At 61.3% G+C, this 22,934-nt stretch carries 23 protein-coding genes and 2 pseudogenes; 14 read left to right on the top strand and 11 right to left on the bottom strand.

From position 1 onward, the window contains the following. Nucleotides 1-22 precede the first annotated feature (22 nt). The gene (locus tag H9529_RS00625) at nt 23-523 is read left to right on the top strand and encodes an Lrp/AsnC family transcriptional regulator (protein ID WP_092885578.1); all 501 of its coding nucleotides are present in this window, start codon (nt 23-25) and stop codon (nt 521-523) included. 320 nt (nt 524-843) lie between these two features. Here H9529_RS00625 and H9529_RS00620 read toward each other — a convergent pair whose 3' ends face one another. Beyond that, nucleotides 844-1,692, bottom strand: coding sequence for a MurR/RpiR family transcriptional regulator (locus H9529_RS00620; protein ID WP_223814248.1), 849 nt, complete (start codon nt 1,690-1,692; stop codon nt 844-846). 192 nt (nt 1,693-1,884) lie between these two features. Between H9529_RS00620 and H9529_RS00615 the strand changes: the two genes are divergently transcribed. The 4 genes from H9529_RS00615 to H9529_RS00600 are packed head-to-tail and all read left to right on the top strand — an operon-like array spanning nt 1,885 to nt 5,729. Then, entirely contained in the window at nt 1,885-2,844 is a 960-nt protein-coding gene (locus H9529_RS00615) for a Bug family tripartite tricarboxylate transporter substrate binding protein (protein WP_092885576.1), read from the top strand. Between the two features lie 10 nt (nt 2,845-2,854). Then, on the top strand, nt 2,855-3,796 hold the full coding sequence (locus tag H9529_RS00610; RefSeq protein WP_176846856.1) for a BMP family protein: 942 nt from the start codon (nt 2,855-2,857) through the stop codon (nt 3,794-3,796). Beyond that, nucleotides 3,778-4,224: a tripartite tricarboxylate transporter TctB family protein gene (locus H9529_RS00605; RefSeq protein ID WP_092885572.1), complete on the top strand. Its 447-nt coding sequence runs from the start codon at nt 3,778-3,780 to the stop codon at nt 4,222-4,224. The genes H9529_RS00610 and H9529_RS00605 overlap by 19 nt, the downstream gene beginning before the upstream one ends. A 2-nt stretch (nt 4,225-4,226) precedes the next feature. Continuing rightward, nucleotides 4,227-5,729: a tripartite tricarboxylate transporter permease gene (locus H9529_RS00600; protein WP_092885570.1), complete on the top strand. Its 1,503-nt coding sequence runs from the start codon at nt 4,227-4,229 to the stop codon at nt 5,727-5,729. Between the two features lie 228 nt (nt 5,730-5,957). On the opposite strand, the gene H9529_RS00595 is transcribed toward H9529_RS00600, so the two are convergent. The 4 genes and pseudogenes from H9529_RS00595 to H9529_RS00585 form a co-directional block, all read right to left on the bottom strand. Further along, nucleotides 5,958-6,683, bottom strand: coding sequence for an NAD(P)-binding domain-containing protein (locus tag H9529_RS00595; protein ID WP_092885568.1), 726 nt, complete (start codon nt 6,681-6,683; stop codon nt 5,958-5,960). Further along, nucleotides 6,683-6,832 (bottom strand): proline racemase family protein, encoded by a 150-nt coding sequence (locus tag H9529_RS21290; RefSeq protein ID WP_256327020.1) that lies wholly within the window; start codon nt 6,830-6,832, stop codon nt 6,683-6,685. Before H9529_RS21290 ends, H9529_RS00595 begins: the two co-directional genes overlap by 1 nt. Beyond that, a pseudogene (locus tag H9529_RS00590) lies at nt 6,812-7,180 on the bottom strand (proline racemase family protein); the annotation flags it as partial. The gene H9529_RS21290 and the pseudogene H9529_RS00590, both read right to left, overlap by 21 nt. Nucleotide 7,181: 1 nt before the next feature. Further along, the gene (locus H9529_RS00585; protein ID WP_092885566.1) at nt 7,182-9,218 is read right to left on the bottom strand and encodes an NADH:flavin oxidoreductase; all 2,037 of its coding nucleotides are present in this window, start codon (nt 9,216-9,218) and stop codon (nt 7,182-7,184) included. A gap of 115 nt (nt 9,219-9,333) precedes the next feature. On the opposite strand from H9529_RS00585, the gene H9529_RS00580 reads away from it, so the two are divergent. Beyond that, on the top strand, nt 9,334-10,008 hold the full coding sequence (locus H9529_RS00580) for a TetR/AcrR family transcriptional regulator (protein WP_092885564.1): 675 nt from the start codon (nt 9,334-9,336) through the stop codon (nt 10,006-10,008). 12 nt (nt 10,009-10,020) lie between these two features. On the opposite strand, the gene H9529_RS00575 is transcribed toward H9529_RS00580, so the two are convergent. Next, on the bottom strand, nt 10,021-10,710 hold the full coding sequence (locus tag H9529_RS00575) for a TetR/AcrR family transcriptional regulator (protein ID WP_223814247.1): 690 nt from the start codon (nt 10,708-10,710) through the stop codon (nt 10,021-10,023). Between the two features lie 158 nt (nt 10,711-10,868). Between H9529_RS00575 and H9529_RS00570 the strand changes: the two genes are divergently transcribed. The 7 genes and pseudogenes from H9529_RS00570 to H9529_RS00540 all read left to right on the top strand — a co-directional run. Continuing rightward, complete coding sequence (locus H9529_RS00570; protein ID WP_092885562.1) at nt 10,869-11,873, top strand: Bug family tripartite tricarboxylate transporter substrate binding protein; 1,005 nt, start codon at nt 10,869-10,871, stop codon at nt 11,871-11,873. A gap of 145 nt (nt 11,874-12,018) precedes the next feature. Continuing rightward, the gene (locus H9529_RS00565; protein ID WP_092885560.1) at nt 12,019-12,591 is read left to right on the top strand and encodes a tripartite tricarboxylate transporter TctB family protein; all 573 of its coding nucleotides are present in this window, start codon (nt 12,019-12,021) and stop codon (nt 12,589-12,591) included. A 2-nt stretch (nt 12,592-12,593) separates the two neighbouring features. Next, nucleotides 12,594-14,102 carry a tripartite tricarboxylate transporter permease gene (locus tag H9529_RS00560; RefSeq protein WP_092885558.1) on the top strand — a complete coding sequence of 503 codons (1,509 nt, stop codon included), beginning with the start codon at nt 12,594-12,596 and terminating at the stop codon, nt 14,100-14,102. Nucleotides 14,103-14,450: 348 nt separating this feature from the next. Next, nucleotides 14,451-15,359 (top strand): LysR family transcriptional regulator, encoded by a 909-nt coding sequence (locus tag H9529_RS00555; RefSeq protein ID WP_092885556.1) that lies wholly within the window; start codon nt 14,451-14,453, stop codon nt 15,357-15,359. Between the two features lie 413 nt (nt 15,360-15,772). Further along, on the top strand, nt 15,773-16,627 hold the full coding sequence (locus H9529_RS00550; protein ID WP_092885554.1) for a VOC family protein: 855 nt from the start codon (nt 15,773-15,775) through the stop codon (nt 16,625-16,627). A gap of 148 nt (nt 16,628-16,775) precedes the next feature. Next, nucleotides 16,776-17,075: a GNAT family N-acetyltransferase gene (locus H9529_RS00545; RefSeq protein ID WP_092885552.1), complete on the top strand. Its 300-nt coding sequence runs from the start codon at nt 16,776-16,778 to the stop codon at nt 17,073-17,075. Nucleotides 17,076-17,115: 40 nt separating this feature from the next. After that, nucleotides 17,116-17,373: pseudogene (locus H9529_RS00540) on the top strand (pirin family protein); the annotation flags it as partial. A 264-nt stretch (nt 17,374-17,637) separates the two neighbouring features. Here the strand turns inward: H9529_RS00540 and H9529_RS00535 are convergent. From H9529_RS00535 to H9529_RS00515, 5 genes are all read right to left on the bottom strand, one after another. Further along, nucleotides 17,638-19,281, bottom strand: coding sequence for an acyl-CoA synthetase (locus H9529_RS00535; RefSeq protein ID WP_092885550.1), 1,644 nt, complete (start codon nt 19,279-19,281; stop codon nt 17,638-17,640). Between the two features lie 473 nt (nt 19,282-19,754). Beyond that, a complete protein-coding gene (locus H9529_RS00530) occupies nt 19,755-20,186 on the bottom strand; it encodes a DMT family transporter (RefSeq protein WP_092885548.1) in 432 nt (143 codons plus the stop codon). Beyond that, nucleotides 20,183-20,671 carry a DMT family transporter gene (locus tag H9529_RS00525; protein WP_092885546.1) on the bottom strand — a complete coding sequence of 163 codons (489 nt, stop codon included), beginning with the start codon at nt 20,669-20,671 and terminating at the stop codon, nt 20,183-20,185. Before H9529_RS00525 ends, H9529_RS00530 begins: the two co-directional genes overlap by 4 nt. Nucleotides 20,672-20,904: 233 nt before the next feature. Then, a complete protein-coding gene (locus tag H9529_RS00520; RefSeq protein WP_092885544.1) occupies nt 20,905-21,102 on the bottom strand; it encodes a hypothetical protein in 198 nt (65 codons plus the stop codon). A gap of 252 nt (nt 21,103-21,354) precedes the next feature. Next, nucleotides 21,355-21,888, bottom strand: a complete 534-nt coding sequence (locus H9529_RS00515) for a TetR/AcrR family transcriptional regulator (RefSeq protein WP_176846854.1) — start codon at nt 21,886-21,888, stop codon at nt 21,355-21,357. A gap of 246 nt (nt 21,889-22,134) precedes the next feature. Between H9529_RS00515 and H9529_RS00510 the strand changes: the two genes are divergently transcribed. Further along, complete coding sequence (locus H9529_RS00510; protein ID WP_092885540.1) at nt 22,135-22,821, top strand: haloacid dehalogenase type II; 687 nt, start codon at nt 22,135-22,137, stop codon at nt 22,819-22,821. Nucleotides 22,822-22,934: the final 113 nt, after the last annotated feature.

The raw sequence follows: 22,934 nt of genomic DNA, 5'->3' as shown, positions 1-22,934 counted from the left end.
ACTTGGAACCACCGGGAACGTGATGAAAACGAATGGTATTCGGCAAGGCAGGCCCCGTCCTGCCGAACTCGACCGCACGGACAGAATATTGTTAAGGCTGCTGGCCGAAAGCGCAGACCGCTCCTATGCGGAACTGTCGGAACTGGTGCATCTGTCGCCGCCCGCAGTGCATGAGCGGGTCCGGCGGCTCCGGCGCGACGGAGTCATTCAGGGCACAGTCGCCAAGCTGAATGGCGAAAAGATCGGCTGCCCGCTGCTGGCTTTCATCCATGTTACCACCGAAGGCTGGGGGATGACCAAGCCGGTTCTGGCGCTGAAGGACCTGGCAGATGTGGAAGAGATCCATACCGTCACTGGCGACGCATGCCTGATCCTCAAGGTCCGCAGCGCCAGTCCCAGCAGCCTTGAAACCCTGCTGTCGCGCATTCAGGAAATCCAGGGCGTGCGTGCCACCCAAAGCTACGTAGCGCTTGGCACCTACCTCGAACGCGGCCCGATGCCTGAAGCCCCGGAACCGTTGTAGGGTGTCGCTGCGCGGCGGAGATCTGAAGGCTGGACAGCCAATTACAGGTGCCGCACCGAGGCCGGTGGCAATGACCCAAGTCACCTGAGACGGCACAAAGTGAACGTCGTCTTGTGCCATCCGAGACCCGCGCCACCGCGGGCGCTGTGCTGGAAATTCTGAGCGGCTTCGTCGGCTATCAACGGGGAGGTGGCATTTGAATGCCTGGCCGCCCGTGACGCGCCAATCATGTATGTGATCTTATCCGCGCGGACCGGCATGGGCCGCAGGCGGGCTGAGCGGGCGCGTCCTCCGCCCGCAAGATCATGACCCCGCCCTTGTCAGAGCTGGCCCAGCTGTTCATTGAGCTGTTCGATCCGGCTCAGTTGCGCGCGCCCTTCGCGTCCGGCCTGCTGTGTGGTCGCAACCATCACCCTGTGGCATAGCGCCAAGACCGCCGCATGATTGAACTGTGGCGTGCGGGTCGCTGTGACACAATGAAAGTGCCAGGTGAGATCGCGGCGCGTCGGTGCGCTTTCGTCGGTGATGTAGCACAACTTTGCACCCGTCGCCGCAATCGCATCCAGCATCGGCTCCATCGTCGCCACGCGGCGACGCAGTCCAAAAACAATCACGCAATCGCGCGCCTCCATGACGGCGATATGCTCCCCCATCGTCTCACCGCCACGCGGCACAACCGCAACATCAGGCAGCACCTTTAGCAACTGCCAGTACAGATACGTCGCAAAGGATTGCGATATCCGGAAACCGACCAGCCAGACCCGGCGCGCGTTCAGCAGTTCTGCGGCGACCGAAGCGATCTGATCCGGGCTGATCTGGCTGAAGCTGCGCTCCAGATTGTCTATTTCTTCGGCAATACCTGGGTGATCTGGTGCGGCAGGCCCGTCAGGATGCGCCAGAAACAGCCGCGAGCCGGTCCGGCTTTCATCGCGCGCCATGCGCCGCGCCTCCTCATAGTTCTCGAAGCCCAGCCGCCGCACGAACCGCGACACCGTGGCCTTGGACACCTGCGCCAGACTCGCCAGTTCCTGCGCATTATAGCTGGCAATCTCGCCCGGGAACTGCACCAAGAATTCGCCCAACTGGCGCTCGGCAGGGTGGAGGTCCGGCAGCGACTGCCGTACCCTTTCTAGAAATGGCTTTTCGGAATCGGATGGGGTCACCGTCACGGAACTCCAGTTTCATGGCCGCTCAATTTGACATCAATGATCTGCAATATTGGGCGAGATACAAGCAGAAATGCCCTCAAATTAACAAAGTATGTCCGCCGCGCGGTGAAACGAGAATTTCTTGTTGCAACAAAATGGCGAATCGTGCGGCCATTGTGAAACCGAGATTTCACAACCGTATTGGAGCCCACCATGACACTGCGTCGTCACCTTCTGATCTGCTCTGCCTTCGCCCTTGCCGCTTCGGTCCTGCCTGCTGCGGCGCAGGACTGGCCGGAACGACCTGTTCGCATCCTCGTCTCGTTTCCACCCGGCGGGTCCAGCGATCTGGTCGCACGGCTGGTTGCCGAACATCTGGGCGCACGTCTGGGGCAACCTTTCGTCGTCGAAAACCGGCCGGGCGCAGGCGGAACTGTCGCGGCGCTTGCCCTGCGTGAGGCATCCGCTGACGGCCATACCTTCATGCTGTCGAACCTGACGCCGTTCAGTATTGCCCCAACTTTGTTCCCGGATGCGGGCTATAACCCGGTCACGGATTTCACCCATGTCTCCTATATCGGTGGTGTGCATCTGGCGCTGTTCGCAGGGGCCGATCTGGGGATCGACACGCTAGACGGATTGATTTCGCAGGCCAAGGCCGAGCCCGGCATGCTGGACTACGGCACGTCCGGGGTCGGGTCATGGGGTCATATCGTCAGTGCGCGGTTTGCTGCCCTCTCAGGCACCGAGATGGCGCACATCCCCTACCAGGGATCAGGACCCATGCAACTCGACCTGCGCGCCGGGGTCATCGGGCTGAGCTTCGATGCCGTTCCGCAAAACCTGCCGCTGGTTGCCGAAGGGGTCGCCGTCCCGCTGGCAGTCAGCGCGCCCGCGCGGCTTGATACCCTGCCCGATGTCCCGACCTTCCGTGAAGCCGGGCTTGATCTGGTCGCGGAAAACTGGCTGGGCCTGTCAGCGCCTGCAGGGCTTGATCCAGCAATCGCGCTGCAGTTGGATGAAGCCTTGACCGAGATCCTGGCGACACCCGAAATCACCGCACAGTTCGACAGCTGGGGCATTGCCCGGTCCGCGATGGATGGCGCAGCCTTTTCGGCCTTCGTGTCGGACCAATACGCCGCATGGACACCGATGGTCGAAGCAGCACGCTAAGGGGAAAGCCATGCGGATCGCAGTTTTTTTTGTCGGTGAGGTCGAGGATCGCGGTTTCAACGCCAGCGCGCTTGCGGGCGTCGAGGCTGCGCAGGCGCAAGGGGGAAGGACACTAACCGTCGTGCGCGGCATCCCCTATGATCAGGCGGCGATCCGCGAAGCCCTGCGCCAGATAACATCCGACGTGGATGGCGTGGTGTTCGTGGGCGGACAGGGCAATATGGCCATGCCTGAGATTGCAGCCGCGCACCCTGACCAGCAGTTTGCCATTGTGCAAGGCGCACATACTGCAGCGAATCTTGCCAGCTATGATGTACGGCAAGAAGATTCGGCATTCCTGGCCGGAGTTCTGGCGGCCAGGATCACACGGACAGGAACGGTCGCCCATCTTTCAGGCCACCGTGTAAAGCCGGGCCTGAAGGGCCGCGCCGCGTTCGTCGGCGGTGTCCATCATGTAGCCCCCGACATGCCGGTTCTTACCGCCTTCTGTGGCACACAGGACGACAGCGGTATCACCCGACAATGGGCCAGCGCACAGGCCGGCTCCGGGGCGGATGTGCTGTTCACGATGCTCAACGCCGCGCGCGACGGTGCGGTTGATGCATGTCGGGAAACCGGCATGCGGCAGATCGGCAATGCCCTGAACTGGGTGGACATGATCCCCGATGTCTTCTGTGCCTCAGCCCTGGCGCAGATCGACCGGGCCGTTGTCCGCGCGGTAGACAACATGGCCGCGGGTATCGTGCCGGAACAGATTGTCGAGATGGGACTTGCAGATGGGGATGATTGTGTGGGCCTCGCCTTGCATCCGCAACTGGCGGACGCCCACGGTGATGCCATCGCGGCAGCCGCCGCCGAGATTGCAGTCGGCCGCCTGGGGGTCCCGGTCGACTACCAAGGGCCGGAATTCACGCTTGAGCATGGAGAGCGCCATTGGACCGCACACGCCTGATTGACGCCATTGGCCCTGCCACCCTGATCGCCGTCGGGATAGCCTTTGCGGCAGGGTCGTGGCTTGGCCTTGATCTGGGTACGATGCGCAGGCTGGGCCCTGGGGCATTGCCGCTGGGGCTGGGGGTCATTCTGGCAATCCTTGGCATCACTATCTTGTCTCAGATTGTGACAACCGGCACCACGCCTGTTCCGCGCCCTGACCTGCGGGCGCTTGCTGCGGTAGGTGTCGCCATTGCAACTTTTGCCCTGTTGACTGAACGAATGGGCCTTTTGCCTGCCGTCTTCGGCAGTGTCGTCGCCATGACAACTGTGATCGGGGATCTTGGTTGGCCGGGGCGTATCGCCTTGGCTTTATGCATCGCCATCGGCGTATGGGTCATCTTTATTCTGGGCCTGCGATTGCCCATCCGCACTTTTGGAGGGTAGCGATGGACCTGCTGAACAACCTCATGCTGGGCTTTGCCGCTGCGACAACGGCTCAGATGTTGACGGTCTGCTTCGTGGGTGTCCTGCTGGGCACCTTCGTCGGGGTCTTGCCAGGGATCGGCCCGCTGGCCGCCGTGGCCATGCTCTTGCCGGTGTCTTTCCACCTCCCGGCCGAGGCGGCGCTGATCTTGCTGGCCGGTGTTTACTACGGCGCGGAATACGGCGGCTCCACAGCATCCATCTTGCTCAATATTCCCGGCACACCTTCCGCCTCGGTCACGGCGCTGGACGGTTTTCCGATGGCGCAGAACGGGCGCGCGGGTGTGGCACTGGTCCTCACCGCAGTCGCCTCTTTCGCAGGCGGAATAATTGGCGTGATCGTCATGGCGCTGCTGTCGCCCGCGCTGGCCGGGTTCGCATTGCACTTCGGCCCAGCCGAGTACTTCGCCGTCATGGTTCTGGGCCTGGTCGCGGCAACCATCGTCGGTGGTCGTGGAATTGCGCGGGGGTTGGCCATGGTGTTTCTGGGCCTGCTGCTAGGCACCATAGGCGTCGACGTGAATTCGGGCGTGACCCGGTTCACTGGTGGGATCCCGGACCTGCGTGACGGCATCGGGCTGGTAATCGTGGCGATGGGTTTGTTCGGTGTATCGGAGGTTATCGCATCCATCCGGGGCAACGCAGGGCCAAAGGTTGCGCAGGCCCTGGACATGCGCAGCCTGATGCCCACCCGGGACGATTGGCGGCGCGTGCCCGGGCCTGCCCTTCGCGGCAGCGCCGTAGGATCGTTCTTCGGCACCTTGCCGGGGGCTGGACAAACAGTCGCGTCCTTCGTCGCTTATGCGATCGAAAAGCGGATTTCCCGCAACAAGGATCAATTCGGCCACGGCGCTGTCGAGGGCGTGGTCGTGCCGGAATCGGCAAACAACGCTGCCGCCCAGACAGCGTTCATACCTACCCTGACGTTGGGCATTCCCGGCAGCACCACCATGGCCCTTATGCTGGGCGCGCTGATGATACACGGCATTACGCCGGGCCCGCGCCTGATCGCGGATCACCCGACTCTGTTCTGGGGGCTGGTTGCAAGTTTCATCATCGGCAACCTGATGTTGCTGGTGCTGAATATTCCCTTGGTTGGGCTTTGGGCGCGGATCCTGCGGGTGCCGCATGCCATGCTCTACCCGATTGTGGCCGTGCTGATTTGCCTCGGCGTCTACAGCCTGCGGCTCAATGTGTTCGATGTCTGGTTGACACTTGGCTTCGGGCTTCTGGGCTATGCCATGCGTTTGTGGCGGTTTGAACCGGCGCCTCTGCTCATCGGTTTCGTTCTGGGGCCGATGATCGAAGAGTACTTTCGCCGGGCAATGCTTCTGTCACGCGGGGACCCGATGGTCTTTCTGGATCGCCCCGGCAGCGCGACGCTTCTGGCGATTTCACTTGTCTTGCTCTGCGTCGCTGCAATCAACCCGAAGAAAATTCTGCGGCGCGTCTTCAGATCGGCGTGACCTCCGAAATTTAGGCCCCCAAATACGTGCGTTCACAACCCACAGGGTCCGGCTTTGCATTCCCGTATCGCCAATGCCCGATAGATGTAGTCTTTCTAACAAACTAAGGTTGGGCGAATCTCGGGACGGCGCCCGGGATGAACCTCCCCCTGTTCGACACTGCTTCACGCCAGTCGGCGCGCCATAAGCACGCGGCTGGCAGCGTTTCAGCCAACAACACGCACCGTGTCAATCTCGCAGGTTGTTCAGCCCACCCGAAAGATGTTCGCGAAGGCCTGCATCAAGCATGTGTTGCCGCAGCTGCTGGTTGAAGCCGCCGGGCGTATTCAAGGCCTGTAGCAGGGGCGCGCAAGACGATCCGAGAAGGCTTGCGCCAACCAATGTCCGCAAGAACACCTCGGCCTTATCCGGATCCTCGGTACGACCGGCAAGCCAGCCTGCCGCTTCATCAACCATGGAAACCACGGGCGACAGCACTGCCTGCGCGCAAAGATAGCTGGCAAGTTCCGCCTCTGAGTCCATCATGATGATCGTATTGCGCGGCCCGATAAGGGTGTCGATTGCGATTCGCTCGCCGTAGACTAGAACGGGTGAGCCACCCGAGGCGATGGATGGAAAGGGGATCATCCGCGCCGCCAGCTGCGCAGGTGCGACCAGAGCCGCGACCGCAGCGAAATCCAGATCAGCCATGAGCGCGATGACCTGCTGGCCGTCCCGAAATGTCAGCGGCGCAAGAACCTCGGGCGCAAGACGCCCCGTCGTGCCGAGAAACACCAGATCGCTGGCATCCACGATATCCTGGTTGTCGGCAATGGAAACGTTCTCAAATTTCCCTGCCAGCCGCGCAGCATTCTGTGCATTGCGCCGCGACACCGCAATGTCGTGCCCATCACCAGCGATACCCTCGACCACTGCCGTCGCGATGGTGCCAAGTCCGATCATGCCGATCCGCATCACTGTGCCCCCAAGGTGTCAGACAACCGATATCCTTCAAGCCAGGGGTCGGACGGATCAAGCATGTGCTGATGCATGCCGGTGATCCAGCCACGGCCCGAGATTTCAGGCATGAGGGCTGTCTGCGCGCCGACCGTGGTTTCCAGCACCAGATTGTTCTCAGGCTCAACCATAGGAATGATGCCCGCGTCCAGCAAAACGGTCGCCACACAAATGGCATTGGAGCCCGACATCGGGGACGTGTCCTCAGGTTCCATGATGATTCATGCCGCCTGCGCCGCAGGGTGTTTTGCCGGAACCAGCAAGTTCACATGCCGGACTACCCCGCCCTGCGGCTCATTCAGGACGAAATTGCGCAACGTCTGGTCAAGGGCGGTCCAGCGGCTTTGTGCCCAGATTGCGTCACCAGGCGGAGGCAGCACACCCCGCAAGATCACATCACCGACCTCACCTTCGGCATCGGCTAAAATGACGTGGATGATCTTTGTGCTGCGCATGTCAGATGACCTTCGTCAGCCGTAGCGCATCGTAGATCGCGGCGTGGGTATTGCGCGCGGCAACGGCATCCCCGATGCGGAACAGCTGATAGGCGCCCTGCGGGTTAGGGGCGACCGTTTGCGGGCGGCCTTCGATCATATCCTCATAATCGACTTCACCCATGTTGGAGGACCCGTCGCGCAGATCAAAATACAGATCATCCAGCGGCCTTGTGCCGTGGTTGACGACGACCTGATCGACATGGCGTTCGCGCGTGACACCGCCGTAATCGCTGCCGATGCGCGCCACCAGCTTGTTGCCATCGCGGCGCACGGCATCCAGCTTCCAGGTCACGGTGAAGGTCACATCATGTTGTTGCAACACGCGCATGGACGGTGTCAGCGACATGGCCATGACCTCGGGCGCGAACGTGCGGTCGCGGGTCATGATCTCGACCCTTGCGCCGGTCGCTGCGATCTTTTCCGCCGCTTGCAGCGCGGCGTAATCGCCGGCATCGTCGTAGATCAACACGTTTTCTGCGGGGCGGGCATCGCCCGACAGGATGTCCCATGCCGACACAACCAACGCGGCGCCGTCGGCCAGCACCTCGGTATGCGGAAGGCCGCCGGTGGCGATGATGACCACGTCCGGGTTGACAGCCAGAACAGCGTCTGCATCCGCGAAAGCGTTGAAACGGAAAGTGACGCCCATGCGCGCGCATTCCTCGAACCGCCACTGGATGATCTGCATCATCTCGGCGCGGCGTTCGGTCTGTGCGGTCAGACGGATTTGCCCGCCCGGGTCGTTTGCCGCCTCGTAGACGATCACGTCGTGTCCGCGTTCGGCGGCAACGCGCGCCGCCTCCAGCCCCCCGGGCCCGGCGCCCACGACCACGACACGCAGACGGGTTTCGGCCCGCGTAACCACATGCGGCTGCTCCAACTCGCGGCCCGTGGCCGGGTTGTGCAGGCACAGCGCCATGGAGCCCTGATAGATGCGGTCAAGGCAGTAATTGGCGCCGACACAGGGGCGGATCCGCCCCTCTTCGCCGCGCAGGATCTTGGCCACGATATGCGGATCTGCCATGTGCGCGCGGGTCATGCCAACCATGTCCAGCTTGCCGCTGGCAATGGCGTGGCGGGCGGTGGCGACATCCTGAATCTTGGCGGCGTGGAACGTAGGAAACTGCGTCGCCGCGCGGATCTCTCCGGCGAAATCCAGATGCGGCGCCGACCGCATGCCCTGCACCGGGATAACATCTGTCAGCCCCGCATCTGTATCAATATGGCCTTTGGCCACGTTGAGGAAATCCACCATGCCGCTGTCCTTGAGGCGCCGCGAAATCTCCAGCCCGTCACTCCGGGTCAGACCGCCGACAAGTGTTTCGTCGCCGGTGTAGCGAACACCAACAATAAAATCATCGCCAACGCGGGCACGGATCGCCTTCAGCGTATCAAAGGTGAAGCGCAACCGATTGTCGAGGCTGCCACCATAGGGACCGTCCAGATCGTTGGTCAGCGGCGACCAGAACTGATCCATCAGGTGGCCATAGGCCTGCAACTCGATCCCATCGAGGCCGGCATCGCGCATCCGCTCGGCGGCATCGGCATAGTCTTCGATGATCCGGGCGATATCCCAGTCCTCGACCTTTTTCGGGAAGGCCTTGTGCGAGGGCTCGCGTTCATGGCCGGGCGAGACGACCGGCAGCCAGTCCGCCTTGTCCCACCGCGTACGGCGGCCCAGATGCGTCAACTGGATCATCACCGCGCACCCATGTTCGTGGCACTCGTCGGTCAGCCCCTTCATCCAGCCGACGACCTCGTCCTTCCAGGCGAGGATGTTGTTGAATACTGGCGGACTGTCGCGCGCGACCGAGGCTGAGCCCGCCGTCATCGTCAGCGCCACGCCTGCCCGGGCGCGTTCGACATGATAGGCACGATACCGTTCCTTCGGCATCCCATCTTCGGGATAGGCCGGTTCATGGCTGGTAATCATCAGCCTGTTCTTCAGCGTCAGGTGCTTGAGTTGATAGCGCTGGAAGAGCGGATCGCTGGACATTGAAACCTCTGTGATACCGATCGAAGCACAGCATAAAATGTTCATCACTGTCAACTTTAAGTTCATGCATGACTATTTTGGTTGAGCGCCAGCGCTTTCCCGATAGGTTGGACACATGAGTGAAGCACAATCAGATGAGCTGCCTGCGAAGGGGTGGCGCGGATCGCGCGAGGGCTGGCTTGACGCGGCCAAGGCGGCGTTTTTGCAACATGGGCTGGACGCCGTGAAAATTCAGCCTTTGGCCGGTGAACTGAAACTCTCGCGCACCAGTTTCTACTGGTTCTTCAAGGACCGGGAAGCCTTGCTCGATGCCTTGCTGGTGGATTGGGAGGCCAAGAATACGGGCGCGTTCGTCGACGCATGCACCGCCTATGCCGAAACGATCGCCGAGGGTGTCTTGAATCTCATCGTCGTATTCCATGATCCCGATCTTTTCGACCCAAGGCTGGATTTCGCCGTGCGGGGATGGGCACACCAATCCGCGTCCGTGATGCAGCGCGTCAATCTGGTCGACGAACGGCGCCTGGCGACCATCCGCGCAATGTTCCAGCGTTTCGGGTTTCCATCCAATGAAGCGGATGTGAAGGCGCGCGCCGTCTATCTGACCCAGATCGGCTATATCTCGATGCAGGTTCAGGAAAGCACTACGATCCGGATGGCGCGCATCCCGGCCTATGTGGAAACCTTCTGCGGCATTGACCCGACGCCCAGCGAAATGGCCCGCTTTCATGCCCGGCTGAGGTTTGACCCTATGATCCAAAGCGGTGACAGTAAAACCGCCAATGAATAGGATCGAGGTTGGTCAGCCTGCGTCGCTTTGGCTGGGATCGTGGCCGATGACCACCAGTGCAAGGATCATGTCGACCACCCGTTGGCGCAACCGTTCCTGTCCTTCGGCGGAATACAGGCCCATACCAAAAGAGGTCGAGAACGTGGCCCGGTTTGATACGTTGTAAAAGCTGGGCGCGCTGATCATCCAGTGCAGCATCAGCGGATCGGTATTGGGATGGAACAATCCCGCGGCCGCACCACGTTTGCACACATCATCCAGCTTCTCGATGATGGAACGGTTGAGGCGCGGGATGATCATCGACCGTCGCAGATAGTCGGCATTATGGATATTCTCGATCATCACCAGCCGGATGAAAATCGGCGTCTGGGCATGGGCGTCGAATGTCGCCCGCACCAGGAGTTTCAGCGCCTCAATGGGATCGAGGTTTTCGACATGCAGCTTGTCTTCATGTTCGCGCAGGGTCTGGTACGCACCTTCCAGGACCGCCTGATACAGCCCCTCCTTGTCGCCAAAGTAGTAGTAAATCATGCGCTTGGAGGCTTTGGTCTTGCGTGCGATATCGTCGATCCGTCCACCTGACAGGCCATGCGCCGCAAATTCATCCGTCGCCACGGCAAGGATATCCGCCTTCACCGCCTCGGGATCCTGTTTCCAGCCTGCCTTGCGCTCTGTCGAGGGCGTGTCGCTGTCCATTGCCATCCGAAACCCTGTTTTCGTGATTCTGCTCTCTTCATTACACGAATTTAACTGCTTCGTACATTACAGTTGACTATTTAACCAAATCGTACAATCAAGACGGGGTGCCGATGATGCGAGGAGCGAATCGTCGGGCAACGAACAGATTAGGGAGGATAGAAATGTCTCGCAAACTGATGGGCGCCGTCGTCGCGCTTGGACTTTCAGCAACAGGCGCTGTCGCGCAGGACTTTCCCACGAAAGAGATTCAGGGCATCATCCAATGGGGTGCGGGCGGATCGACCGATGCGGTGATGCGGTCGGTCACGCCACATGCCGAAGAAGCGCTTGGTGGCACGATTGTCATGCAAAACATGACGGGGGCCGTTGGGGCGATTGCGTTGAACCATGTCGCCGACGCGGCCTCGGACGGCTACACCCTGCTGATGGGCGCAGAGAACCCGATGCTCTACAAGATCATGGGTCTGGGCGATCGCGATTACAGCGAATTTGTCCCGGTCAGCATTCTGGCACGCGGCACCCCCATCTTGGTGGCCAATATCGATGCGCCGTTTGACGATTATGCCGGCATGCTGGAATACATCGCTGCCAATCCGGGAGAACTGCGCATCGGCTCCACCGGGCCGGGCGGTCTGCCGTCAGTCGTGAACTCCATGATGAACGCGGTAGAGGGCGATCTGGATCTGATCGCCGTTCCGTATGACGGCGACGGCCCGGCGCTGACCGCCTTGCAGGGCGGCGCGATCGACATCATGCCCGCTGTCCTTGGCGCCGCAATCGAGAGCATTCGCGCAGGCGTCATGAAGCCACTTGCCGTGATAGATGTCGAGCGCAATGAAAAGCTGCCCGATCTGCCCGCGGTGACCGAGATCAGCGAAGGCTACAATGCCTTCCTGCCCTGGGGGCCATTCTTCGGGGTTTTCGCACCCAACGGCACGCCCGACGATGTGGTCGCCAAGCTAAGCGAAGCCTATGCGGCCGGCGCCGCGCACCCCGATTTCGTCGACCTGATGGACTCGCGCGGGTATACCCGGATGGGCATCAGCGGGGATGAGGCTGAAGCCTTCCTGACGCGCTGGCAGCAAGGCACCGCATGGTTGCTGCATGACGCGGGCCAGACGGTCGCATCGCCGGAAGAATTCGGCATCGCGCGTCCGGCGGAGTAAACTGCGGCAACGCTTGGCCAAGTGACCGGCAACCGTCCGGCTCACCACAAACGGGCGGCCGGGTGCCGCCCGTGTTCGATACCGGGCGGCGCCCTGCGTTCCAAAAGGTGCGCATAGGCATTCTTTGGGGGGAGAGGACAGGACGATGCAACCTGATTACCGGGGCGATAACGATCATCATGACGGCACATCCGACGCGACACCAGGTGGCTACCCTGACCGCAGACGCCCCGGAGAACTGGGCTTCGCGCTGTTCCTGACCGCCGCCAGCGCGTACCTGCTCTATTCTGCCTACGGCATTTCCGGGTTCCGGGCACTGTCCGCCCCCGGATCGGTGCCGATGGCCACGACCTTCGTGATGCTGGTGACGGCGGCCATCGTCGCCATCCGGACCGCACGGCTGCCCCGCGTTACGCATGAGACCCTGGCGCGCGACATTCTGCCCGGCATGGTGATCTTTTTCGTGGGCTTGCTGATCGCGTTTGGCCTGTTGCTCCGACCACTTGGCTTCGTGACCACGGCGGCGCTGTTTTTGATCGTGGCCATCAAGGTCCTGACGCGCCGGGGCTGGGGGTACAGCCTGACCATCGCGTTGGGATCGTTGGTGGTGATCTGGCTGATCTTCCGCGTGGTGTTCACCGTGCTTCTGCCCGCCGGAATCTTGCCAGAGGCCGAATTCATCCAGTTCTTCCGGAACCTGTTTTCGGGGGGCGCTTAGCAATGGAAACGCTTCTTGCCATTCTGGTGATCTTTACCCAGCCGCAGCTTTTGCTTCTGGTCGGTATCGGCACATTCGCGGGCATCTATATTGGCGCGATCCCCGGCCTATCGGTCACGATGGCCGTGTCGATCCTGATCTCGTTCACCTTCTCCTGGGATGTGTTCCCCGCGATCTCGCTGATGGTCGGCATCTACATGGGCGGGGTCTATGGCGGCTCGCGCACGGCGATCTTGCTGAACATCCCCGGCGCCCCTTCGGCCATTGCCACCGCGCTCGATGGCTATCCGATGGCCAAACGCGGCGAGGCCGGACAGGCCATTGGCGTGACCACAGTGATGTCATTCTTTGGCGGGCTGGTGGGCATCGCCGTACTCGCGCTGGCTGCGCCGTTTGTCGCGGGTTTCGCCCTGACCTTCCAGCCGCGTGACTACATGCTGCTGGCTGTACTGGGTATTCTGCTGGTGGGCTCGCTATCCAGCGGCAGCCTGGTCAAGGGCATCTTTGCCGGTGCGCTGGGGCTGGCCATCGGTGCGGTCGGGCGCGACCCGCTGACCTTCACACCCCGCTTCACCTTCGATTTTCGCATCATGGAGGGGGGAATTTCCTTCATTGCCGTGATGATCGGCATGTTCGGCGTATCTGAGGCGCTGATCCAGTTGCAGAACGTCGACAAGAAGGCGATGCGCCAGAAGATCACGAAGATCGTGCCCAGTTTTGGCACGGTGCGCAAATACCTGCCCCTGTCGCTCCAGACCTCGGCGATCGGGGTGATCATCGGCGCGCTCCCCGGGACGGGCGGGGATATCGCCGCGCTGATGGCCTATGACCACGCCAAGCGGGTGACCAAGAACCCCGAAATTCCCTTTGGTGAGGGCGCGATGGAAGGACTGGTCGCACCTGAAACCGCGAATAACGCCGCTGTCGGCGGGGCCTTCATTCCTATGATGACGCTGGGTATTCCGGGCGACGCCGTGACCGCCATCATGATCGGCGCGCTGTTCATCCACGGGCTGAACCCCGGCCCCATGCTGATGATCGACCAGCCGGACATGTTCTGGTTCATTGTCGGCGCATTGATGACGGCCAATGTCTTCATGCTGATTTTCGGCCTGACCGGCATCCGCATCTTTACCAAAATCGTCGAGATGCCGCGCACAATCATCATTCCGATGATTCTACTGCTGTCCATCGTCGGGGCCTATGCGGTCAACAATGCGATCACCGATGTCTACTGGATGCTGGGCTTTGGTGTGTTTGGCTATTTCATGCGGCACTACGGCTACCCGCTGGGTCCTGTCATTCTGGGCGTGATCTTGTCGCGCTTGCTGGATGAAAACTGGCGCCGGGCCATTATCTCTTCGCGTGAAGACATGGGCCGCCTTGTTGAAGGCATTCTCGGTAGCCCGCTTTCGCTTTGCCTGATGCTGGCGGTCGTCCTTATCTTTGTCAGCCAAACGCCGGTCTGGCGCGCGGCCAAGGCACGGCTCTTCGGCAAGGCGCGCCCTTGACTGCGCTTCAAGCCCGATCAATCGGGCCTGAAGCCACGCGGTAAGAGCAAAAGGAGGTCAAAATCGCTCGGCCCGCAGCGCAAGTGCTGGAGCGATGACGTGAGTCAGTGCGACTAGTTCCCAAGCAACAGGTGAGCGCGCCGCGATATGTACCATCGTATTCCCCGCGTCTCTACCGCCATGTGGCGGACCTTGCGTAGGTGGCCCACACCCCGGAAAGACGCGTAGATTTTCGGCCACCCACACGACCGATAGCGCAGCAATACCCCAGGCCAAGCCTTCATTTCATCCATGATAGATGCAATGACTACTGCAAGACGCTCATCATATGAAGCCGGGAAGAAATTCATGGACCGCCTTTCTTGCGACAGGATGTTTGCCGCAGTCATGGAGGCAGGCAGCTTCACTGCTGCTGCCGGTAGGCTGGGCATCACATCGGGGCAGGCATCGAAACTGGTCGCGCGACTGGAGACAGCCCTGGGTGTGCGGCTGCTGAACCGAACCACGCGCGCCATCTCGCCGACAGAGGCCGGGCAAGCCTACTTTGACCGGCTGCGCCCCCTGCTAGATGAGTTTGACAGCCTCGATGCCGTCGTGCGCGACGTCACCCAGGCGCCGCGCGGGCGGCTGCGGTTGACTGCGCCGCTGACCTTTGGCGAACTGGAACTGACGCCGATCCTGAACGACTTTGCGCTGCGCTGGCCTGAGATTGCGCTGGATGTCAGTTTTTCCGATCGGGTCGTGAACCTTGTTGATGAGGGTTTCGACATGGCTGTCCGCATCGGGCGTCCCGGCGATTCCAGCATGATCGCGCGCAAGCTTTGCGACGTGCGGATCATCACTGTCGCCGCCCCGGACTGGTTGAGCACGAATGGCGCACCACAGACCCCACAAGAAGTGGCCGCGCATGGCTGCATCCTTGACACCAATTTCCGCGATCCCGAGCGCTGGAGCTATCGGATCAACCGGAAGCCAATCGCAGTACCCGTGCGCGGCCGCCTGCGCTATTCCAACGCGCAGGCCTGCCTGAGTGCGGCCGAGGCAGGGCTGGGCCTTGCCTGCGTGCCCAGTTTCGTTGCCGGTGCGGCGCTGCAGGCGGGCCGTGTCCGACAGGTGCTGCAGGACTTCGAGCCCGCGCCCTACGGCATCTATGTCCTATACCCGCACAGCCGCTATCTGGCTGCCAAAGTGCGGGTAATGGTTGATTTCTTGGCCGAGCGCTACCGTGGGCAACCGCCATGGGATGTGGATTGGTGACATTACTTCCAAAACGGACGCAATAATCTTCCCCAAGGATGTATTATCATCGATTGAAGCAAGCCCCATGTTGCAGGAAGCAAACGATGTACGATTCCATCACCTCAGTAGGAGCCCGGCGATGCAATGCATCACCTAAACCACCACATGCAAAAATCAGCCTGCGCGTGTCCCGGCGGCTTGTCTTGCCGCCACCTTATGCATTCAGCGATGGCGGCGCGGTGCCTCAGCCCCCCCTAGATGATGGGGATACGCGTCACACCGCCTTACACTGCCGCCTGCATTGAACGCCGCCGCCTTCCGGGACTTCTTACTTGTGTAGTCTTCAGCGCCAAAACGCGGGGCTGTACGTCTGCCGCGCAGCCGCCGATACCCTTGGGGCACCTGCCCTCCCATGTTCAGGAGACACAACCATGACAGACGATTGTTTCAACCACGCCACAGCGCCCCTTCGGATCGGACGGGTGCGTCTGCGTGTCCGCGATCTGGGCCGGGTGTCGGACTTCTACCAGCGGACACTCGGGCTCGCGGTCATCGACCGCAGCGAAGGGACCGTGACGCTGGGGGCCGGAACAGTTCCCCTGCTGGACCTGCTGGACAACACTCTGGCGGCGCCCAGTGATCCGCGCGATGCAGGCCTGTTCCATACTGCTTTTCTGCTTCCCAGTCGCGCCGATCTTGCCCACTGGCTGATACACGCGGTCAAGCTGGGCGTGAACCTTCAAGGTGCCTCTGATCACAAGGTCAGCGAGGCGATCTATCTGGCCGACCCTGAGGGCAACGGGATCGAGGTCTATGCCGACCGTCCGGTGTCGCGCTGGCGCGATGCCAATGGACATATTCACATGGTGACCGAGCCGCTGGATTTTGCTGACTTGCAGGCGGCAGGTAACGGCACGTGGGCGGGCTTTCCGCTGGGCGGGATCATCGGCCATGTGCATTTGCAGGTCGGGGATCTCGGTCAGGCCGAGGGTTTCTACCGTGGCATCCTCGGTCTGGACATCGCCAGCAACTACCCGGGCGCTACTTTCTTCGGCAGCGGTGGCTATCACCATCAACTGGCAGGCAATATCTGGAACAGCCGCCGCGCCGGGCCACGGCTCGCCGGTTCTGCGGGTTTGGACTCCGTCCAGATTATTACCCGTGAACCGGAAATGCGCGCGGCGATCCTGTCCCGCGCGGCGCAGCCAGGCGCACCCATAGTGACCGATGGCGATACGCCAGCGCTGCGCGATCCCTGGGGCATCACAATCGCACTGGCGATATAGGGGAATGCCACCGCTGCCCCTAAAGTTCAGTTGCGGCGCATCCGAACTGGCTTAAGATCCAGTGCTTGATTAGCGCCCGTTTGCGGCACCCAAGCCAACTTAGCAACGTCTGCGCAATTCAGGTCGCCCCAAAACCAAAGAGCCACGCATGGTCGACATCAAAATTATCCGCGCTGACACAGCTTCTCGGGCGTGCTGTGTCGCAACCGCAGAAGGCGTGGCCGGCGAGGGCGATCTGACAATTTCCAAGCTTTCTGCCACGCTGATCATCGCCGATCACACCGGCGTTCCAGATACGATGCGCGGCATGGGCGTGGCGGGCGCGCTGGTCGGTCGGCTGGTCAGCGATGCCCGCGCCGCAGGGCAGCGGATCGTGCCGCTTTGCCCTTTCGTGCTTGCCCAGGCGCAGCGGCACAAGGCGGATTGGGCCGACGTCATTCAATGGTAGACTTGCCCCACGCAGCCCACGACACATAAGGAGTAGCCGCATGAGGTGGAACCCCGCAATCGCGCCGGATTGCTCATCCGCCGGCAATCTTGACAGCATCAAGACACTGATCATCCCGCGCGCCCGTGACATCGGTGGGTTCGAAGTGCGGCGCGCCCTGCCCTCAGCGCGGCGGCAGATGGTCGGGCCCTTCAATTTCTTCGACCAGATGGGGCCAGCCGAATTCATCACCGAGGGCGGGATCGGCGTACGCCCCCATCCCCATATCACACTCAGGGCGGCCAAAACCAGCTACCAGCATGCCCCTTGATCGTGCCCGTGGGGCGCAACGCCTTCAGGGCGTTGCGCCCCACGTCACCCCTGAACGGCAACCCAGCTTCTGGCTTTGGATCAGGGGCGCGCCAAGCGTTGCCGATACGCCCCATGCCCACGGAAGCGGCCCTGATCAGGTTTGCGCTTATCGCACCGCACGCGCCTGCTGTGGCGCAATGGAATATAATGACGAGATCGGGGCCGCGCTCGATGACGGCACTCGCAACATCATCCGACTGCGACGGTCCGGCTACAGAAGCCCCGAACCAAGATCTTTTGCCTTTTCGCGCAAAACGAATTTCTGGATCTTGCCCGTAGAGGTCTTGGGCAGATCACCGAATATGACTGTTTTGGGAGCCTTGAAATGCGCCATGTGACCGCGGCAGAAGTCGATGATGTCCTGCGCATTCTCTAGCTGTCCGGGTTTGACGGCTACGAATGCGCAGGGCGTTTCGCCCCATTTGGGATCGGGACGCGCGACCACGGCAGCTTCCAAGATCGCGGGATGACGATAGAGCACATCCTCCACCTCGACCGAAGAGATATTCTCCCCGCCCGAGATGATAATGTCCTTGAGACGGTCTTTCAGTTCCACATAGCCATCGGGATGCATCACCCCAAGATCGCCCGAGGCAAACCAGCCACGCCTGAACGCGGCGACCGTGGCGGCGGGGTTTTTCAGATAACCACGCATCACGTTATTGCCGCGCAGGAATATCTCGCCAATCGTCAGGCCATCGGCAGGCACGGCGTGCAGGGTCTCGGGGTCTGCGACCATCAGCCCGGCCAGCGCGCCATTCGCAACCCCTTGCCGCGCCTTCAGCCGGGCTCGCTGGTCGGCGGGCAATGCGTCCCATTCGGGCTTCCATGCGCAGACGACCGCAGGCCCATAAACCTCGGTCAGACCGTAGACATGGGTAACCTCGATCCCCATGCCCTCCATCGCAGCAATGACAGCCGAGGGCGGGGAAGCGCCGGCCGTCATGACCTTGACCGCGTGCGTGAACCGTTTGAGGTCGGCCCTCTGTGTCAACATGTTGAGTACGATGGGCGCGCCGCAGAAATGGGTCACCTTTTCGTCCGCGATCAGGTCGAACACCTGCTCGGCGCGCACATGGCGCATGCAAACAGCGGTCCCGGCATTGGCCGCAATGGCCCAAGGGAAACACCACCCATTGCAATGGAACATCGGCAAGGTCCACAGGTAGACGGAATGCCGGGGCATGTCCCATGACTGGACCTGCGCCAATGCGTTCAGATGCGCCCCTCGATGATGATAGACGACGCCTTTCGGGTTGCCGGTGGTGCCCGAGGTATAATTCAGGGACAGCGCGTCCCATTCGTCAGTAGGCCACAGGCCTGCGAACTCAGCGTCGCCTTCCGACAGGAGTTCGTCAAACGTCAGGGCGCCGATCCGCATGTCACTTGGGAAAGTCGGATCCTCAATATCGACGACAAGGCGATCTGGAATATGTGACAATTCCAGCGCGGCCTTTACCACTGCGGCAAATTCGGCATCGACCAGAACGGTCCTGGCTTCACCGTGATCGAGAATGAAGGCAATCGCCTCGGCGTCCAGCCGGGTGTTGATGGTGTTGAGCACCGCACCGGCCATTGGCACGCCGAAATGCGCCTCGAACATTTCGGGGATATTGCTGGCCACAATCGCCACCGTATCGTTCTTGCCGATCCCGCGTTTGCTCAGGGCACTGGCCAGCCTGCGTGTACGTGCGTAGGTTTCAGCCCAGTTTCTGCGCACGGGCCCGTGCACGACAGCAAGGCGGTCGGGGAAGACCGCCGCTGTCCGCTCGATAAAGCTGAGCGGAGTAAGCGGTTCATAATTCGCCCCGCAGATATCGAGATTCGCGTCATAGATGGATGCCTGCCTGTTCATCCGAACCTCCCTTGCGTCTTTTCCATGACGACCCTCCAACCGTGTTCAACCCAGCATAGACGGCGTTATGCACGTCGATCCGAGGTTGGGTGCGATATGCCGGCGCATGGCTCAGGAACACTACGACCAGCGTGTTTTCCAGGTCTAGCAAGAAATGCGTCCCTGACACCCCGGGCCAGAACATTTCGACCGGCCCACCTGGCAGTTCGGAGCTGCGGCCAACCAGCAATTCGGCCAGCCGAAGGTCGTCCGGCGCGGGGGAGCCAACCCACCGCCGACAAAACACCAACGCTACCCTGCATCAAATGCCGCGGTCGGTGACCGCAATTTCTGGGGTGTCGGGCAAGGCAGCAGGCCACCTGGGTTTGGGGATAAGCCGCGGGTCTGACGTGTCAAGCAAATTAATCAGCGTGTCGCGCATCCCGGACATGGTTCGGCATTTGCCACCACCTCGATCACTTCTGACTACGGTTTCAGTCGTTTTGCTTGCGCAGCACGGACAATGTCACCCCTGCAAGCATCAATGCGATCCCAAGCCCATCCAGCAAAAGGCTACGCTCGGTGCCGCGCATCATGTCCAGCACGACCCCGCCCACCATCTGACCGGAAATTACCATAAGGGCGGTGGCAGTGGCGCCGATCCGCACGATCAGCCAACTTCCTGCGGCAATGAAAATCACACCGACTGGCCCGCCCAGCCATGCCCACAGCGGCACTGTTCCAAGGTCAGTCTGGAACACAAAGGCCCCGCCAATCCCAAGTGCCGTCAACACCAAGAACCCGACAACATGGTTCCAGAACGATGCCATCATGGCGCCGGTCGACATCGACAATCTGCCATTCAATTGCCGCGACAGACTGATCATGATGCCGCCCAACACAGCAAGAGAAATGAAATAGATCATGTCGGGTTCGACACCGACAGGATGATGGCAACGCTTCCCGCAAACACCAGCGCCAGCGCCGCGATATCTTGCCATTTTGGTCTACGAACCGGCAGCCCGAACATGCCCAGCCGGTCAGCCACCAGCCCGAACAATGCCTGCCCCGCGAGCCCCATCGCCAGTGTTCCGGCCAGTGACAGATCCGAGTTCATCGCAATCGCGGTCACGGTGACGATCAGCGCGCCAAACAGCCCGCCCGAGAACGCCCAGACTGGTGCGCCACCGACCCAGTTCTGCTTGCGCCGCGTGGCCGCCAGCAGCAATATGCCCAGCGCCGTCATCGAGCCGGTTGCATGCGCACCCCAGGATGCAAAAGCCGGGGATGTGTATTCAGCCAGAGCGCCGTTTGCCAGCAGCATAAAAGAAAGAAGGCCCCCCGAAAGGAAAGCAAGTGCATGAATTTGCACGATCCGCAGGGTGCTGGGCTTTGCCTTATCAAGATGCATGGCGCCAGATGTTCAGGTTTGCCTTTGGTTTGCAAGGGCCCAGAATGCACCCGATCGGCGTCAGGACGCACGCCGCTGCCGCGAAGCGTTGCGGGCCGCCTCTAAAGGGGCCCACCGTCCTCGCTGTAGGTGTCACATCGGCAAGGAGCGGTGATAGCTTCTTGGACCGGACCAAAGCGATGGCTGCGCCCACACGCCCGAATGGGGGCGAAGGCACAATGCCTGCTTCGGTCCTATGTGTTCATCCGCGTTCCCATGATGCAGCCAACAATTTCCTGACGCGTGACGTCATCCTTGCGCAGGTGCGCGGCCACCTGTCCGTGATGCATCACGACAACCGAATCTGCGCGCCTGAATACGTGCTCAAGCTTCTGGCTCATATCCAATACAGTCAGTTCCTGTTCCCGCAGCCGTTCAATGATCTGACGCACGCCGTTGGCCTGCCCCCAGCACCTGCGGGCCTCTGTCAGGCCAACAAGGAGATCTGCGATTCCTGCGTTCTCGCAGGGCGCGCTTCGGACTTTGGCGACAACAGATCCCACGGCACCCAAAAGGCTCGACACCCCAATACAATGATACGACCGCGCAGTCCAAGCGCAGTGTCAGATCTCTCAAGAAATCCGGCGCCAGTTCCGCTGCAAGAACCTGTGGCAGGTTCTCACGCGACAGGCATCACGCTATGGTCAATGAACTTCAGTGCGGGCGAGCAGCCGCACAGCCTCGGCAGCGGCCTTTTCGAGGAGATCACGGCCAGCCCCGGCGCGAGCGCGCAGCATCAGGCCCCGCGCGATCGAGGCGATCACCACGGCGCGGGCCGGAATGTCGCCGTCTTGAGGATCTGCGACTAAAAGCCGGTCGCGAATGCGCGTTTCCAAAGCCAGGAAGCGGTGTTCGAGCTCGACACGAAAGCGCGGGTTAGTGCCCGCCGCATCGGCCAATACGCACGAAATCAGACACCCGCGGGCCTTGGGCTCAGACGTGCCAAGGTCGACGACCGCCGAAAAGAACGACACAAGGTCATCGCGCAGCGCCCCGGTTGGCCCCAGTGCCACCCCGACCCGTGCCGACCGTGTCTTGGCATAGTGCTCGACGGCTGCCAGAAACAGCCCCTCCTTGTCGCCGTAGATCTGATACAGCGTCGCGCGCGGCATGCCGGTTTCCTGGGCAAGCCGATCGACTGGGGCTGCGTCGTACCCTTCGGCCCAGAAAACTCTCATCGCGGCCTCAAGTGCCTCCGCAAGTTCAAACCCACGCGGGCGTCCGCGTGGGCGACTCTGAGAAAGTTGACCGGCGGTTTCTGAACTCATCGTTCTGCAAATATACTGAATTGCGCAATCGATCAACATATGAAACGTTTGTTCTGGAATGGGTGCCGCCGCTGATACCCACAGATTTCACAGCCCCTGGACGCGAGGGGTTGCGAAACCTGCTCGGAAAGGACTTTGACCCAAGGAGTGAGCTTCATGCCGATCCGACTATGCGTCTTCGATGCCTACGGTACCCTTTTTGACGTTGCCGCCGCCGCGCGCGCGGCGGCAAAAGAGCCGGGGGCCGAAGGCTGGGCCGCCCGCTGGCCTTCCCTATCGGCACATTGGCGGCGCAAGCAACTGGAATACACATGGCTGCGCGCCGTTGCTGTGACGCATGTGGATTTCTGGCAGGTCACGCAAGATGCGCTCGATTGGGCACTGGAGGCAGAGGGGTTGAATGATCCGGCGCTACGAGGGCGACTGCTGGACCTATACCATGAGCTTGCCGCTTTCCCCGAGGTACCCGGCGTGCTGGATGCGCTGAAGGGACAAGGTTTGCAATTGGCAATCCTGTCGAACGGCGCACCACAGATGCTGGATGCGGCCGCCCGTTCTGCAGGGATTTCACCCCTGTTCGATGCCATCTTGTCGGTTGAGGATGTCGGAGTGTTCAAGCCGCACCGATCTGTTTACGAACTGGTAGGCAGGCAATTTGGCACGATGCCCGCCGAGGTCGCCTTTGTCTCTTCAAACTGCTGGGACGCCTGCGCGGCGGCCGCGTTCGGATTTCATGCGATCTGGATCAACCGCGAGGGCGCGCCAATTGACCGGCTTTTTGGCCGCCCTGCGCATGTCTTGCACGATCTGGATGCACTGCCCGCGCTGCTGGCTGAGGGCTAAGTGTCGCTGCCCCAGCATCCAGAAACCCTCTGGCTGAAACGCGTGGAAGGCGAATGCAGAAGGAATGTCGTGTGGCACGTCGCGGCCCTGCGCATCACGTGCATGCGCAGCAC

The organism is Roseicitreum antarcticum, from assembly GCF_014681765.1.
Lineage (GTDB): Bacteria > Pseudomonadota > Alphaproteobacteria > Rhodobacterales > Rhodobacteraceae > Roseicitreum > Roseicitreum antarcticum.
This window is presented reverse-complemented; position numbering and strand designations above follow the sequence as displayed.